The 15,380-nt window shown below is 64.8% G+C and carries 11 protein-coding genes; 5 read left to right on the top strand and 6 right to left on the bottom strand.

The window, feature by feature from the left end:
- The first annotated feature begins 5 nt into the window (after positions 1-5).
- The 3 genes from PCS43_RS00390 to PCS43_RS00380 are packed head-to-tail and all read left to right on the top strand — an operon-like array spanning position 6 to position 7,122.
- Positions 6-1,511: a TIGR02677 family protein gene (locus PCS43_RS00390; RefSeq protein ID WP_081557900.1), complete on the top strand. Its 1,506-nt coding sequence runs from the start codon at positions 6-8 to the stop codon at positions 1,509-1,511.
- Positions 1,508-2,950 (top strand): TIGR02678 family protein, encoded by a 1,443-nt coding sequence (locus PCS43_RS00385; RefSeq protein WP_063316380.1) that lies wholly within the window; start codon positions 1,508-1,510, stop codon positions 2,948-2,950. The genes PCS43_RS00390 and PCS43_RS00385 overlap by 4 nt, the downstream gene beginning before the upstream one ends.
- The gene (locus PCS43_RS00380) at positions 2,947-7,122 is read left to right on the top strand and encodes a TIGR02680 family protein (RefSeq protein ID WP_209908718.1); all 4,176 of its coding nucleotides are present in this window, start codon (positions 2,947-2,949) and stop codon (positions 7,120-7,122) included. Before PCS43_RS00385 ends, PCS43_RS00380 begins: the two co-directional genes overlap by 4 nt.
- 57 nt (positions 7,123-7,179) lie before the next feature.
- On the opposite strand, the gene mshC is transcribed toward PCS43_RS00380, so the two are convergent.
- Positions 7,180-8,421: a cysteine--1-D-myo-inosityl 2-amino-2-deoxy-alpha-D-glucopyranoside ligase gene (gene mshC / locus PCS43_RS00375; RefSeq protein WP_063316379.1), complete on the bottom strand. Its 1,242-nt coding sequence runs from the start codon at positions 8,419-8,421 to the stop codon at positions 7,180-7,182.
- A 10-nt stretch (positions 8,422-8,431) separates the two neighbouring features.
- A complete protein-coding gene (locus tag PCS43_RS00370; protein ID WP_225320402.1) occupies positions 8,432-10,522 on the bottom strand; it encodes an MMPL family transporter in 2,091 nt (696 codons plus the stop codon).
- Between the two features lie 127 nt (positions 10,523-10,649).
- Here PCS43_RS00370 and PCS43_RS00365 point away from each other — a divergent pair, with 127 nt between their 5' ends.
- The gene (locus PCS43_RS00365; RefSeq protein ID WP_003946187.1) at positions 10,650-11,111 is read left to right on the top strand and encodes a MarR family winged helix-turn-helix transcriptional regulator; all 462 of its coding nucleotides are present in this window, start codon (positions 10,650-10,652) and stop codon (positions 11,109-11,111) included.
- Here PCS43_RS00365 and PCS43_RS00360 read toward each other — a convergent pair.
- From PCS43_RS00360 to PCS43_RS00345, 4 genes are read right to left on the bottom strand one after another with little or no spacing between them, the layout of a single operon-like run.
- Positions 11,108-11,914: an SCO1664 family protein gene (locus PCS43_RS00360; RefSeq protein ID WP_030537533.1), complete on the bottom strand. Its 807-nt coding sequence runs from the start codon at positions 11,912-11,914 to the stop codon at positions 11,108-11,110. The two genes, PCS43_RS00365 and PCS43_RS00360, sit on opposite strands and share 4 nt — an antisense overlap.
- 4 nt (positions 11,915-11,918) lie before the next feature.
- Positions 11,919-12,518, bottom strand: a complete 600-nt coding sequence (locus PCS43_RS00355) for a DUF3090 domain-containing protein (protein WP_003946200.1) — start codon at positions 12,516-12,518, stop codon at positions 11,919-11,921.
- Positions 12,519-12,573: 55 nt separating this feature from the next.
- Entirely contained in the window at positions 12,574-13,269 is a 696-nt protein-coding gene (locus PCS43_RS00350; protein ID WP_209908722.1) for a histidine phosphatase family protein, read from the bottom strand.
- A 58-nt stretch (positions 13,270-13,327) separates the two neighbouring features.
- Positions 13,328-14,173: an undecaprenyl-diphosphate phosphatase gene (locus PCS43_RS00345; RefSeq protein WP_030537531.1), complete on the bottom strand. Its 846-nt coding sequence runs from the start codon at positions 14,171-14,173 to the stop codon at positions 13,328-13,330.
- Positions 14,174-14,401: 228 nt separating this feature from the next.
- Here PCS43_RS00345 and PCS43_RS00340 point away from each other — a divergent pair, with 228 nt between their 5' ends.
- The gene (locus PCS43_RS00340; RefSeq protein ID WP_003946175.1) at positions 14,402-15,337 is read left to right on the top strand and encodes an aldo/keto reductase; all 936 of its coding nucleotides are present in this window, start codon (positions 14,402-14,404) and stop codon (positions 15,335-15,337) included.
- Positions 15,338-15,380: the final 43 nt, after the last annotated feature.

Genomic DNA, 15,380 nt, shown 5'->3' with positions numbered 1-15,380 from the left:
CTGTCATGGTGGAAGAAACGAGTGCGCCCGATTACGCCGCGTACGCCGACACCAATCGACTGAAGCTGTTTTCGTTCACGATCGCGGAAAAACGGGCCGAGTACCTCTGGGTACTTCGTGCCTTCGACCATGCTCGCGCCAACTACACCGTCCTGCTGCATGCCGGAGCCGTCGCGCACATCCTCGAGAAGATCGGTGGATCGGATCCGGCGGCCGATCTGTCGGCAGCAGAGGTCACTCCCCTGTTGGATCAGCTCCACGTGTGGGAGATCCTCGAGCGCAGCTACGACGGCACCCGCGCGGCCACGCTGGCCGAGTACCGCAATCGCCACTTCGTCTACCAGTTCGGTCAGGCCGGATACCAGGTCTATCGATCAGTCGAAGACGTTCTCGCCGCACGCCTGGACTCGGCGTCGCTCTCGCGTCTCGCTCTGCCGGACCTGCTCGCAGACATGTCCGAACTCGCCGAGGCCAACCGAAGCTCCGACGGCGATCTGATCTTCCGCAAGCTCAAGCGCCTCGACTCGACACTCTCCGACATGGCTGATCGAGCCGCGCACTTCTATCTGACCCTCGGGGACCTCGTACGGACCACGGAGATCACTCCGCAGGCTTTCCTCACGCACAAGGACGCTCTGCTCACGCACATGCGGGAGTTCAGCTCCGATCTGGCGCGCTACGCCCCCAAGCTCAAGGAAGCGATCGAGCACGTCGAATCCACCGGGGTCGATCGCATGATCCGCCTCGCCGCCGCCAGTGACGAACGGGTGTTCGTCCCGATCTCCGAACGCGAGGACGACTGGGCTGCGCGTTGGCGAGGATTGACCGCCTGGTTCGTCTCCGCGGAATCGGGGATCAGCGAGTCCGAGCGTCTACGTGAGGGCACGATGAGCGCGATCGCCGCGGTTCTGGCGCTCCTTCGCCGCGTCACGGAAACCCGTCGCGGCGGCGTCAGCCGTGAGAGCCAGCTCCGGCACCTCGCCGGCTGGTTCGCCGCCACGCCGTCCGAAGACGCAGCTCATGCTCTGTTCCAGGCAGTGTTCGACCTCGGCCGTCCACGCCACCTCTCGATGGTGCATCCGGACGCCGACATCATTTCTCACTCACGCTCGTGGTGGGAGGCACCGCCGGTCGAGATCGCGCGAACACTCGCCGAAACCGGCCGCCCGCCCTCACCAGGATTGCCGAGCAAGGTCGCCCGCAACGACGGCAGCATCCGCCGTCTGCGCGAAGAGCAATTGGCGGCGCAACGTACGCGCAGCGCCGCGGCGCAATCACTCGCGTCGAACGGTGTTTATCAGCGCGAACTCAACGAGCAGGAGACCGAAGTTTTGCTGAGTCTGCTCAATGCAGCACTGACCGCGCGCGTTCCGGTGGTGGGACGCGTCAAGAGCTCCACCGGTAGCGAGAACGGGGTGAAGCTGACACTCAGTCCCTCGGACGGTTCGACCACCATCAAGACTGCTCGCGGACGAATGCATCTCGACGGCATCGAGGTCAGTGTTCGATGAGAGCTCGCGAGATCACGCCCCTTGCCCTCGACTCGTATCAACGCGCGGCGCGAGTGATCCTGTCCAACCACCTGATCACCTCGACGTACCCGGATCGAATTGCGTTGCCGCTCTTGCGCCGTTGGGCCACCGAACTGCGTGACGACCTTCTCGAACTGTTCGGCTACCGCCTCGAGGTGACGGAGACCACCGCGCGCCTGTTCACGGTGTCGGATCGGCTCAACCCGTCGGCACCGGCCAGAACTGCCTCCGAGCGAACCTTCGATCGCACGCGCTACGCGTACCTGGCGTTGTGCCTGGCCGCATTGGGCCGCGCCGGAAACCAGATCACGTTGTCAGAGTTGGCCGATCACGTGGCGGCCGACGCCGCGCAGGTCGACGGCGTCGAACTCTCCACCGATCGTGCGTCCGACCGCGACGCCTTCGTCGACGCAGTGGGCTGGCTCGGAGTCAGAGGCGCCATCGCCCTCGCCGACGGTGACGCAAACGGCTGGGCGTCCAATCCCGAAGCGGGAGAAGCGCTCTACGACATCGATCGTTCCGTCGTCGTAGCGCTGTTCCGTCCACCGCGCGCCCTGCAGCACCTTCACTCCATCCGCGGACTCCTGGCCGCCGAGACCTCGAGCGCCTCCGAGGACGACGGAATTCCCGTGGACGCGAAAGAGATCGGACGCCGAGTACGTCGGGCACTCGTCGAGCGCCCGGTCGTACTGGCCGGTGAACTCGATCAGCACGAATTGATCGCGTTGGCGCAGCCCAAGACCGCGTCGGAAGTCGAACTACTGACGGGGTTGGTGGCCGAGCGTCGCGCCGAGGGAATCGCGATGATCGATCCCACCGGCCGACTCTCCGACGTCCGCTTCCCGAGCACCGGAACGATCGCTCAGGTGGCACTTCTCCTGGCCGGCGAGATTGCCGACCGCGTACTCGACGTCGACGCTCCCGAACTGCCGATACTTCCGATCCCGCACGTGTCGGACGATCACCTGATCGAACAACTCGATGCCGCCATCCCCGAGGCCGGGATCTTCGAGGACCTCGCCGACGAGGACGACGACTTCGTGCTGCCCGCCGGCGAACCGGCCGAGCCACCCCCACCCGTCACGTACCCGAAAATCGACGACGACTGGCTCGCTGACAAGGTCACCGAGTTGGTGGACCAGTTCGGGCGAACTTTCGCGGCGCAGTGGCAGGCCGATCACAACGGGCTGCGCAAGCAGGCGCTCGGGTTGCTGCAACGTCTGCGCCTGACGCATGCGGTCGACGGCGGCGTACTGGTGTTGCCCGTCCTTGCCCGGTACCGCGACGTCGTGGTCTCCGTGCGCGAACGCGATCCTCAGATCGACTTCGCGGTGGACAACTCCGCACCGGATCCGGTCGACGAATTCGGCCCCGAACCTTCCCCCAACGGCGAACTATCAGAGGTAGAGAACGTATGAGCAACGCCCGCTTCCGACCTACTCGGGCTGGAATCATCAACCTCTGGGATTACCGAGACCAAGAGTTCTCGTTCGCCGACGGTCGACTGGTTCTGCGGGGACCCAACGGATCCGGCAAGACCAAGGCCCTCGAGGTCCTGTTCCCGTTCGTCTTCGACGGCCGCATCGAACCGCGGCGCCTCAACCCGTTCGCCGGTGAAGAGCGCACGATGAAGTCCAACCTGCTCTACCGGGGTCAGGACAGCGCGCACTCCTACGTGTGGATGGAGTTCTGCCGCGGCTCCCTCGAAGATCCCGAGTCGGTGACCGTGGGCATCGGCATGCGCGCAACACGCACCAACGACAAGGTCACCCGCTGGTACTTCGTCGCCGACGGCCGCGTCGGAGTCGACTTCTCGCTGATCGGCAACGACGATCGTCCTCTCACCAAGAAGCAGTTGGCCGAACAACTCGGCAGCGATTCCATCACCGACCGTCCCCTCGACTACCGCACAGCCATCGACGCGCGAATGTTCGGTCTCGGTGTGCAGCGCTACGACCAGCTGATCAATCTCATTCTCACGCTTCGCCGCCCCCAGCTCGCGAAGAACCTCGACCCGAAGGGCCTTTCGCAGGCACTCACCGACGGTCTCCGTCCACTCGACGATCAGTTGGTCCTCGAAGCTGCGCGTTCGTTCAGCGACATGGAGGAAGTCGGCCGCGCGCTCGAGGGGCTCGCGGCCGCCGATCAGGCAGCCCAGAGTTTCATCGGGGTCTACACCAAGTACCTGCGTCAGCAGTCTCGCGGAGAGATCGAACAGGTCAGCACCCGCCTCGCAGCGGTCACCAGAGGTGTTGCCGCCATGGACGAGTCGTCGCTCGCCCAGACCCGCAGCCGTGAGGCGCGGGCAGCAGCCGAGGAGCGCTTCAACCAGGCCGAGCAGGCACTCGAGAACGCGCGCGCCAATGTCGAAGCACTGCAACGCTCGAGCGCGTACGAAGGCAAACAGCAACTCGACGACCTCGCCCAGGCCGTCGCGACGCTCAAGCTCTCGACCGAGCAGCAGGCAGACAAGTCCCGGAAAGCGCAGGCCGCACTCGCTCAACGCGGCGACGAAGCCGACAAGGCTGCATCGTCGGTCAAGCGTGCGGCCGAAGCACTCTCGCGCGCCGAGGACGAACTTCAGGCAGCAGCCGAGGACGCCGGCATCGTCTGGACTCCCCTGCCCGACGGCTCACGCAGTGACCAGATCACGGCAGCCGTCCGTGGCCATGCCGAGGAGCGTGACGGTGACGTACGCGTCGTCCGCACCGCACTGGCGACCGTCGAGAAGGCGGCGACCGAACGAACCCGGGCCGAAAACAGCTCTCGCCGTGGACAAGAGCTGCTCGAAGCGTCCAAGGCCGCGGTACTCGAGGGCGAAGCTGCCGTGGAACTCGCACGCAGTCAGTGCGCCAGCGGGCTGCGCGCGTGGTGGACCGATCACTCCTCCCTGTTTTCGGCTGTCGGCGCCGACACGTCGCTGTTCGAAGCTCTCGACGCGGCGCTCGCCGAGGTCGGCGACGAAGACGCTCCGGCGCTGTCCGCAGTTCTCGCCGAGCACACCGTGGCCGGCACCGAGACGCTGCGCGAGCGTCGACGTGAGGCCGAAGCTGAAATATCTGCATCACACGCCTCCATCGCGGCTCTCAAATCCGAGCGCAAGGCCGTCTCGGCGGAACACGACGACGCTCCGCCTGCCTTCCACGCACGCTCCGACAACCGCAGTGAACTGGGTGGTGCACCGCTGTGGCAGTTGGTGCGCTTCGCCGATTCCGTCGAACCAGAGGTGGCCACGGGAATCGAATCCGCACTCCAGGCGGCAAATCTGCTCGACGGCTGGGTCTGCCCGGACGAGAAGATTCCCGAGCACGTCAGCGAGCAGTTCCTGACGGCTCTGCCCGTCAAGCAGCGTCCGAAGGGACGAACGCTGGCCGACGTCCTCGAGGTCGAAGGCAATGCCGACGTACCCGACGCTCGGGTACAGGACATTCTCGCGTCGATCAGTCTCGTCGAGGCGCCAGGCGACTCCGATGCAAGCGTCGCGATCGGCGTCGACGGCCGCTTCTGGCAGGGCGTCGCGCGTGGCCGGCACGTCAAGGCCGATGCCGAGTACATCGGCACCACAGCACGGGCGCGTCGACGCGAGGCTCGGATCACCGAGATCGATGCGGCTCTGGAAGAACTTGCCGCGGCAGTCGATACGGCCAAGGCACTGGTGGCGCAGACCAACGAGCAACTGAGCCGGATCAACTCTGCGGCAAAGGAATTGCCGAAGACAGGTTCGATCCTGCGCGCACTCAAGACGGTCACCGAATCTGCCGGCGCACTCCGTACTCGCTCGGAGGCCACGGAAACGGCACAACGCGAACTCGATGCGGCGATCGCTGATCTCGCGGCGAAGGAAAAGCAACTCCGAGCGACGGCGTCGCAGCACCGGACGCCGCATATCGGCCGTGAACTCGATTCCCTCGCGGCGGCGATCCGTCATTTCGAGAAGCAGGGCGAACTGGCGCTGCGCTGCCGACGGGAGCATGCCAAGGAAGTCGAACTCGAACGCGAGTCTCGCGACCGTCTCGACGAATCACGCGCCAATGCGGAGGAATTCGCCGAGGAAGCCGCCATCGCCGAGGAGAGTCTGCTCCAGCAGGTGCAGCGTCTCGAGACGCTGCGCGACACCCTCGGTGCCAGCGCCGAGCAGATCGACCTGGACCTGGCAAAAGCCCGCGCGAAGATCGAAGAATGCAAGGTCGAACAGCGTGCGGCGCGAAAGGCATACGACGCCGCCGTCCTCCAGATCGGCACGGCGGAGGGTGCGTACAACACCGCCGTGGAGACCTTGCGTCACACCCTGACCGAAACCCGCAGTGATGCAGAGCGACTCGCACCCTACGCGCGCCCGGACCTTCTCGAGTTGTTGGGCGTCAAGGATCACCTGAGCTGGCCGGCCAGTTCAGCGGCGTGGATGAGCCCCGATCAGTTGGTCTACCGCATCCAGAACGAAGATCGCAGCGAGGACGCGGCCCACCCGCCTGTCCTCCCCGAAGACGTCGACAAGTTGTACCGAGCGCTCGAGGCTGCGACCTCGGCAGTCCGAGTCACCGACGGCGCCCGAAAGGCAACCCGCACGGCACTGACCTCGGCGCTGCAGGACTTCGACGCGCAACTCGCAGCAGCCGGACAGGACTACCGTCTGCAGTGGGATGCACCGGATGGGCTGACCGTCGTACGAGTCCAGGACGATCAGGGCTATTCGTCGATCGGCGAGTTCGCAACGCGGATCCACGACGCTCGCGGCGATCAGGAGCAGTTGCTCACCGAATCCGAGCGTCGCATTCTCGAAGATGCCCTGTTGACGGGATTGGCTCAGCAGATCCACGAGCGCACGGTCGACGCACGCGAGTTGATCGCACAGATGGGCACCGAGATGCGTGAGCGTCGGATGTCCTCAGGCAATACCATCGGCGTTCACTGGGTGCTCGCCGACAACCTCGACGACAGCTCGCGGGCGATCTCCAAGCTGCTGGATCGAGACGCGTCGGCCCTCGGCGTCGATGAACTGGCAACTCTGCGAGCACATTTCGCGACGCAGATCCGTACCGCCCGCGCGGCGCACCCCGAACGCTCGTACCCGGAGATTCTGTCCTCGGCGCTCGACTACCGTCAATGGCGCGTGTTCTCGTTCACCCTCATCAGCGGTGAGGGCAAGGAAGACCGTCTTACCGTCGCGCGGCACAGCGCGCTGTCCGGTGGCGAGCAGTCCGTCTCGCTGCACCTTCCGCTCTTCGCGGCGGCGCACGTCATGTTGGACTCGGCCGACCCGCACGCCCCGCGTCTGCTGGCACTCGACGAGGCTTTCGCCGGTGTCGACGACAACGGTCGCAGCGAGCTTCTCGGCTTGAGCGTTCAGTTCGACCTGGACCTCTTCATGACCGGCTACGACCTGTGGATCACATACGCAGACGTCCCCGGGTGTGCGCACTACGACCTCGCGCACTCCACGGCCGAACAGGCTGTCAGCGCCGCGCTGCTGGTCTGGTCGAACGGTGAGCTGCTCGCCGAGCACGACGGAACGGATCTGGCGAGGGCATTGGGCTCGCCGCTACGGCGCCGGGTACCGACACCAGCCGAAGGTGCGTTGGACTACGCCTAGAAACTGCTGTGCGCCTTTATTAACCGCGGGCGGTTAATAAAGGCGCACAGCAGGGGTTCAGCGAAGCGAAATACCCAGTAGGGCGTCGACGGCATCGGCGAACTCGCCGGGTGCCTGCGTGTCGGATCCGCCGCCCTCGATGGCGCGGCGGGCCCAACCGTCGAGCGCGTCGAGCGCCTTCGGGGTGTCGAGATCGTCGGCCAGGTGCTGACGCAAACGCGCAACAGTGTCAGTGGCTGACGGCGCAGAACCGAGAGCCGCGGCCTCGCGCCACACCTTCAGGCGCGACTGAGCATCCGCGAGGACCTGATCAGTCCACGCGCGATCCTGGCGGTAGTGGCCGGACAGCAGTCCGAGACGGATTGCCGCTGGGTCCACCCCCTCACCGCGCAGCTTGGAGACGAAGACCAGGTTTCCGCGACTCTTCGACATCTTCTCGCCGTCGAGACCGATCATGCCGGTGTGCACGTAGTGCCGCGCGAAACGGCGATCACCCGTTGCCGATTCGGCATGCGCCGCCGAGAACTCGTGGTGCGGGAAGATCAGATCGCTGCCACCGCCCTGGACGTCGAAGCCGGAGCCGATGCGGTTGAGTGCAATGGCCGCGCATTCGATGTGCCAGCCGGGGCGCCCCGGTCCGAAGGGCGAGGGCCACGAGGGCTCGCCCGGACGCTCCGCACGCCAGACGAGAGCGTCGAGCGGATTGCGCTTTCCGACGCGTTCGGGATCTCCGCCGCGTTCGGCAAAGAACTTCTCCATCGTCGCGCGGTCGTAGCCCGACTCGTAGCCGAACTGCTCGGTCGCGTCGGCACGGAAGTAGACGTCGGGGAACTCCGCGTCGTCGACGATGTACGCGGCGCCGGACGCCACGAACTTCTCCACCAACTCGACTACTTCGTTCACCGATTCGACGGCGCCGATGTAGTCCTTCGGCGGAAGCACACGCAGCGCTTCCATGTCCTCGCGGAAGAGAGCCGTCTCACGCATGCCGAGGACGATCCAGTCCTCGCCGTCGCGATTGGCTCGCTCGAACAGCGGGTCGTCCACGTCGGTCACGTTCTGGACGTAGTGGACATCGTGTCCGGCGTCGCGCCAGATGCGGTTCACGAGGTCGAACGTGAGGTACGTGGCCGCGTGGCCGAGGTGGGTGGCGTCGTACGGGGTGATGCCGCAGACGTACATCGTCGCCTTCTCGCCCGGGGTGACGGGGCGAACCTGACGGTCGGCTGTGTCGTACAGCCGCAACGGCGGCCCCTGACCGGGAACGGACGGGAGTGCGGTATCGGACCAAGACTGCATGCTGCCGAGCCTAGTGGAGACTGCTCTGAGGCTGGGAAGGTGCTGGCTGATCCTGCTCCGGTTCGGGCGTCGACGCGAGCTTGCTCGGCCACCAGATCTTCTGACCGATGTCGTAGGTCAAGGCCGGTACCAGCAAGGATCGGACGATCAGAGCGTCGAGCAGGACACCGAACGCCACGATGAACGCGATCTGGGCGAGGAACAACAGCGGGATCACCGCCAACGCCGAGAAGGTTGCTGCCAGAACAACTCCGGCAGATGTGATCACCCCGCCGGTCACCGTGAGTCCCCGCAGAGCGCCCGCCCTGGTGCCGATCTTCAGCGCTTCCTCACGCACCCTCGTCATGAGGAAGATGTTGTAGTCGATTCCCAGAGCCACGAGGAACACGAACGCAAAGAGCGGGACCACCGGATCCGCGCCGGGGAAACCGAAGATGTGGTCGAACACCAGCGACGAAATGCCCAGTGTCGCAGCAAACGAGAGCACAACGGTGCCCATGAGAAGCAGCGGTGCGAGAAGCGAACGCAGCAAGAGCGAGAGAATCACGAACACCACGATGATCACCACGGGAATGATGAGTGTCCGGTCCCGTGTCGAGGTGGTCTTCGTGTCGAGGTCGGTCGCAGTGACGCCACCGACCAATGCGTCGGCGCCCTCCACTGAGTGAACTGCATCACGCAGTCGCACGATGGTGTCTTCGGCCTCGAGCGAGTCGGCAGCGTCAGTCAACGTCGCCTGCAGGGAGACTCGCCCGTCGACAACCAGAGGCGCTCCCCCGTTCTGCACGACGCTTACGTCGCTGACACCCTCCACGCGACTGGCTGCCGCAACGGCATCCACTTGGTCTGCATTCGCGATGACCACGGCCGGTGAACCCGAACCCGCGTCGAAGTGCTCGCCGAGAATCTCCTGGCCTGCAACCGAATCGACATCGAGCAAGAAGATGTCGGACGACGAGACACCGCTGGCTTTGAACTGCGGCATCATCATCGCGAAGATCACCAGCACCAGCGTCGACGCCACCCAGAAGCGGCGCGGATGCCTACCGATTCGAGCAGCGAGCCCGGCCCAGAACCGGTGATCGTTCGCCTCGTCGTGGTGCTCGCGGTCGGCATCGAACTTCGGCTTGGTCGGCCAGTACGCCGTCCTCCCGAACAGAACCAGGACAGCAGGTAGGAAGGTCATCGATGCGAGGAAGGACGCGGCGATACCGATGGCGGCCACCGGACCGAGTCCGCGGTTCGAGTTCAGGTCGGAGAGCAACAGGCACAGAACGCCCGCGATGACCGTTCCTGCAGACGCTGCGACAGGTTCGAGCGTCGCGCGCCACGCAGTGCGCATTGCTGCGTACTTGTCCTTCTCGATCCGCAATTCTTCCCGGTAGCGAGAGACCAGCAGTAGCGCGTAGTCGGTGGCGGCACCGAACACGAGGATGAACAGGATGCCCTGGCTCTGACCGTTCAGTGCGATGACGTCCGCGTCCGCGAGCAGATACACGAGCAAGCTCGACAATCCGAGTGCGAAGATCGCCGAGAAGATCACCACGAACGGCAGGATCGGGCTTCGGTAGACGATGATCAGGATCACGATCACGACGGATCCGGCTACCAACAACAGCAATCCGTCGATACCGGCGAATGCTGCCGACAGATCCGCAACCTGCCCAGCGGGGCCGGTGACCTTGACTGTCAGTCCGTCAGGGCTCGACTCCAGCGCCGCGCGCAGCGCTTTCACGCTGTCCTTGACTTCGAGGGTGCTGTCGACCGGCAGGAACATCTGGAGTGCCTGGCCGTCGGCCGACGGGATCGGCGGCGATGAGGCGTCGCCGAATCCTTCGGTACCGACAAACGAATCGACGGTCTGGGAAAGGAAGGTGGAGTCGGCGGGCTCGAGGCCACCCGGTCGTTCCGCCACGATGATGGCCGGCACGAAGCGCGTGTCCGTGAAGCTCTCTTGAAGCTTTGCCACCTCGGTCGCTTCGGCCGACGCGGGCAGGAACGACGTGTTGTCGTTCTGCTGCACCGTGCTGAGCTTTCCGGCGAACGGACCGCCGAATCCTCCGATTGCCAGCCAGCCGATCACGAGGAGAGCTGGCACAATCCATCGAAGGCGACGAACAGGACGATTTTGTACTGGTGTGCTCACTGGGTCTCCAGGGATCGGCAGCAGAGGACTTGCCGACTATTTTGTTCAGCATGCTGAGTAATTGCAAACGGAAGGCAGAAAAATGAGCAGCGACGGCCTGGACGACTGGCCCACCGGCCGGCTGTTGTCCACCGCTGCACGCCTGGTGGAGCACTCGTGGGAGAAGGTCTTGCGGTCTCAGGACATGACGCACGCGGGCCTGATCGTGCTCCACTCGATCGCCGGTGGGGCGGCGTCTCAACGCGACATCGCGAAGAACGCCCGCGTCACCGATCAGACGATGAGCCGCACGATCGACCGTCTCGAACGAGCGGGTTACGTCACTCGTGACACCGATCCGAGGGACGAGCGTCGGCGCGTGATCGCGATAACCGACGCCGGAAGACTGACGTACGAGCGACTACTGACGCTCGAGAAGGAAGATGCGGCGTTGACCGTCGGCGTCGGGGATGTCGCCGCGCTGCGCGAACAACTACTGCGATTGGTTCGCTCACCCGGATTGAAGACGGCAACTCGCGAACAGCAGGAAACGTCTCGCGACTAGAAGGCCGGCCAGGGAATCGTTCGATGGCCGTTCGGCTCAGGCATCACCGCGGACTCGGCGAACTGCATCGCCCGCACCGCCAAAGCCACGATCTCTTCCTCGGTGATCAGTTCGGACAACTCGTCGCCGAGATCCCCGTCGAGAGTTGTCGCGAATTCGGCGACGTCGGCGATCAAAGCACCGGGTACGGGCTGCCCGGCCCACCCCCACAACACGGTCCGCAGCTTGTTCTCCGAGTGAAGACAGATTCCGTGATCAACGCCGTACACCGAGCCGTCGACGCCTTCGAGGGCGTGACCACCTTTGCGGTCGGCGTTGTTGATGAGGACGTCCAGAACGGCCATTCGCTGCAGCCGTGGATCGTCCGCATGGATCAGGGAGACTGGTTCACCCTCCGAGTCGAAGGCCTGCAGGACCTCGAACCACCCCGGCGGAACGTTGCCGGGACTGCACAGGTCCACCATCTCGAGTCCGCCAGATCCATCCGCGCGGCGATCGACGGTGTCGATCCATCGCTGCACCATGCCTGGACCGAAGGGGCCGTCCCGCAACACTGTTCGCGGAATCACTCCCCAACCCAGCGCCTCGGACACGCGGTACGACGCGACCTCACGCCCCGCCAGAGTGCCGTCCGGGAAATCCCACAGTGGGCGTTCACCCCGGACCGGCTTGTAGACCACGCGGGTGGACTTCTCCCCCAGAGTCGACTCACATACCAGCGTGGCGTTGCTCGCCGTGGTGATCTGACCGATCAGAGTCAGATCACCCTCGAGCAGCACGTCCGGCACACCAGGTTCGGACACGACGTCAGACCTCGTCGTCGTCTGCGTCGTCGATCGCAAAACCGAAGGACTCGCCGCGTCGGTACCCATTGGTGCGGATGCAGACGTGCCCCTCGGGCGCCAACGGTTCACCACACAGCGGGCACGGCGCGCGTCCCGCCGCGATGACGCGTTCGGACCGCAGCGAAAACTCGCGCGCTTGCTCCGGAGTCAGGAACACACGGACCGCGTCCGGACCGTCGTCGGCGTCGTCGAGGACAACCGATTCGTCGAACTCCGTCTCGCTGACGGCAAGCAGCTCCACGACGACCGCCCCGGCATCGGCGTCCCAACCGAGCCCCATCGTGCCGACCCGGAACTCCGCGTCGAGTGGTGTGACCAGCGGGCTGAGGTCGGAGACGTCGTCGGCTTGTGGCGGAACCTCGGTTCCGAAGCGTCGATGCACCTCTTCGAGGAGTAAGCCCATGCGATCGGCGAGAACCTGAACCTGCTGCTTCTCGAGCAGCACACTCACCACCCGTGATTCGTGCACGGCCTGGAGATAGAAAGACCTGTCACCGGGTTCGCCCACCGTTCCTGCGACAAATCGGTCAGGAGTGCGAAATACGTGAATCGCGCGCGACATTGCACCTCCTCGAGTTCGAGCAGAACATCACTGAATACCCATTATCCGTCACAGCTCACGCACCGACCTCTCCGCCGGGGACGGACTCCTGCGCGGGAGCCGAACCGTTGGTCGCGGCCTTCGCCGCACCGATCGCGGCGAGCACGTCTCCGGTGTCGTTGACGCGAAGAACGAACGGCAGTGTCGCCGTGTAGCGAATCACACTGACCGAGGCGGGCTCGGCGACGATGCGCTGGAACGAATCGAGATGCATCGCAAACGCGTCGGCGAGAACCGATTTGATGACGTCACCGTGCGTGCACGCGATCCAGACGACGTCCTTGCCGTGTTCTTCGGCCAGCCGTGCGTCGTGCTCTCGGATCGCGGCAACGGCTCGCGCCTGTACCTGGGCCAGCCCTTCACCGCTGGGAAACACTGCACCGGAAGCGTGGCGCTGCACCACTTTCCAGAGCGGTTCTTCCAAGAGTTCCTTGAGCGGGCGACCCGTCCAGTCGCCGTAATCGACCTCGATGAGGCGATCCTCGACCACCGGCGTCAGACCACGGTCGACGGCAATGGGGCCGACCGTCTGCTCACACCGCAACAGCGGCGAGCGGACGATCTCCGCGATGTCCAGACCGACCAGCCGATCGACGACGCCTTCGGCCTGTTTCCGGCCGTGGTCGTCGAGTTCCACACCCGGCGTTCGACCGGCCAGGGTATGGGCAGTGTTGGACGTCGACCGCCCGTGCCGCAGTAGGACAACTGTCATTCCACAACCCTAATGGGGCGGTGGCCGCACGGACGGGTGGTCGACGTCGAAACGGGCCCTATGTCGCGGACACGACCCCTGTGGCCAGCAACGCAAGGACGACTACGCCGAGAGCGATTCTGTATCCGACGAACCAGTACATGGAGTGATCGACAACAAATCGAAGCAGCCAGGCGATCGCTGCGTAACCGACTGCGAAGGCGATGACGGTTGCCACCAGCAACTGCGGACCGCTCGCGTTCAGACCCTCACCGGCCGGCTCGAAGGCATCGGGGAGGCTGAACAAACCGGAGGCGAGAACTGCCGGAATCGCCAACAGGAACGAGTAACGGGCTGCGGCCTCACGGGTGAGTCCGAGGAAAAGGCCGGCACTGATCGTGCCACCCGAACGTGAGACACCCGGGATGAGCGCGAGTGCCTGAGCCGAACCCATGATGATGCCGTCGCGCGCTGTGAGCGATTCGATCGGGCGCGTCTTGCGTCCGTAGTACTCGGCAGCAGCGATGACGAGCGCGAACACGATCAGCATCGTGGCAATCAGCCACAGATTGCGTGCGCCGGTACGGATCTGGTCTTTGAAGAAGAACCCGAGGATGCCGACCGGGATGGTGCCGATGATGACATACCAGCCCATCCGGTAATCGAGATCGCCCCGGTGCTCGGCATTGAACACACCTCGGAACCAGGCAGTGATGATCCTCACGATGTCGCGTGCGAAGTAGATCAGGACCGCCAACTCGGTGCCGAGCTGCGTCACCGCGGTGAACGACGCGCCGGCGTCACTGCCGAAGAATATCTCCGACACGATTCGCAAATGTCCGGAAGACGAGATGGGCAGGAACTCGGTCAAGCCCTGCACGAGGCCCAGGATCACGGCCTGGAGCCAGGTCATCGCTTCGCCCATCACTCACCGATCCCGGCTGATTCGAATGGGGTTACTGCACACAGGTTTCGTGTGTCGGGTTCACGTTTCACCGGCGCCACGCTACCGGGGCCCACGGCGCCGCGCCGCGCCCGGCACGTCCGTGTCCGAATACCCCGACTCGAGGCGAGCGCCTACTAGTCTGCACGTGGTGAGATCTCTCGGGTGCCGCACTTGCGCACACGAGTCGGGCGCGAGATGCAGGCGGTTATGAAGCACAGATCTGTCGGAACGAGCGGACTTCGGGTCTCGCGACTTGGGCTCGGCACACTGACATGGGGACGCGACACGGACGGCGACGAGGCTGCTGCGCAGCTACTCGCGTTCGCCGAGGCCGGCGGAACCCTGGTCGACACCTCGCCCGCCTACGGCGCCGGTGCGGCGCAACGAATCCTCGCCGAGTTGCTCGACGACGTCGTTCCACGTGACGAACTCATCATCAGCTCGAGCGCCGGCATCGACCCCACACCGATCGGCACCGACCGCGTCGACTGCTCGCGGCGCGGATTGCTCCGCCAGCTCGACGCGACTCTTCGTGAACTCGGAACCGACTTCCTCGACATGTGGCAGGTCGCAACCTGGGATCCGCTCACGCCCGTCGACGAGGTTGCAGCAACCCTCGACTATGCCGTCTCGAGCGGCAAGGTGCGGTACGTCGGAGTGCGCGGCTACCTCGGCTGGCAGCTCGCGACGGCCGTAGGAGCCGGTGGCGCAACAACACTCGCCGCGACGCAGGCCGAGTACTCGTTGCTCGCACGCGGCGTCGAGGAAGAATTGTTCGCAGCGGCGGCCCATCACGGCGTCGGAGTGTTCGCCGCAGTACCCCTCGCTGGCGGTGTGCTGACCGGCAAGTACCGCGACGGCATTCCCGTCGATTCCCGCGGCGCCGACGAAGCACATTCGCAGGATGTGCAGAGCTATCTGACCGATTCCTCGATCCGGGTGGTCGACGCAGTCGTTACCGCTGCCGACGGTCTGGGTACTTCCCCACTGGCGGTGGCACTGGCCTGGGCGCGCGATCGCGCCGGGGTGGCCAGCGCCGTCGTCGGCACGCGTGATCTCGCCCAGTTGACAGGAGTACTGGCAACCGAAGAATTGGAACTTCCGAAAGCGATTGCCGCGGCTCTCGACGATGTGAGCGCTTGATCTGTCCCGCTGATCGAAATACCGGAGGTATCGTGTTGGCGAG

The sequence above is a fragment of the Rhodococcus sp. C-2 genome (assembly GCF_027854095.1).
Lineage (GTDB): Bacteria > Actinomycetota > Actinomycetes > Mycobacteriales > Mycobacteriaceae > Rhodococcus_F > Rhodococcus_F qingshengii.
This window is presented reverse-complemented; position numbering and strand designations above follow the sequence as displayed.

What these genes read in the sequence shown, in the direction of transcription:
- mshC (WP_063316379.1), bottom strand. Translation starts at nt 8,421, where the DNA reads ATGCAGTCTTGGTCCGATACCGCACTCCCGTCCGTTCCCGGTCAGGGG.
- PCS43_RS00390 (WP_081557900.1), top strand. Translation starts at nt 6, where the DNA reads ATGGTGGAAGAAACGAGTGCGCCCGATTACGCCGCGTACGCCGACACC.
- PCS43_RS00340 (WP_003946175.1), top strand. Translation starts at nt 14,402, where the DNA reads ATGAAGCACAGATCTGTCGGAACGAGCGGACTTCGGGTCTCGCGACTT.
- PCS43_RS00355 (WP_003946200.1), bottom strand. Translation starts at nt 12,518, where the DNA reads ATGTCGCGCGCGATTCACGTATTTCGCACTCCTGACCGATTTGTCGCA.
- PCS43_RS00365 (WP_003946187.1), top strand. Translation starts at nt 10,650, where the DNA reads ATGAGCAGCGACGGCCTGGACGACTGGCCCACCGGCCGGCTGTTGTCC.
- PCS43_RS00380 (WP_209908718.1), top strand. Translation starts at nt 2,947, where the DNA reads ATGAGCAACGCCCGCTTCCGACCTACTCGGGCTGGAATCATCAACCTC.
- PCS43_RS00350 (WP_209908722.1), bottom strand. Translation starts at nt 13,269, where the DNA reads ATGACAGTTGTCCTACTGCGGCACGGGCGGTCGACGTCCAACACTGCC.
- PCS43_RS00385 (WP_063316380.1), top strand. Translation starts at nt 1,508, where the DNA reads ATGAGAGCTCGCGAGATCACGCCCCTTGCCCTCGACTCGTATCAACGC.
- PCS43_RS00345 (WP_030537531.1), bottom strand. Translation starts at nt 14,173, where the DNA reads ATGGGCGAAGCGATGACCTGGCTCCAGGCCGTGATCCTGGGCCTCGTG.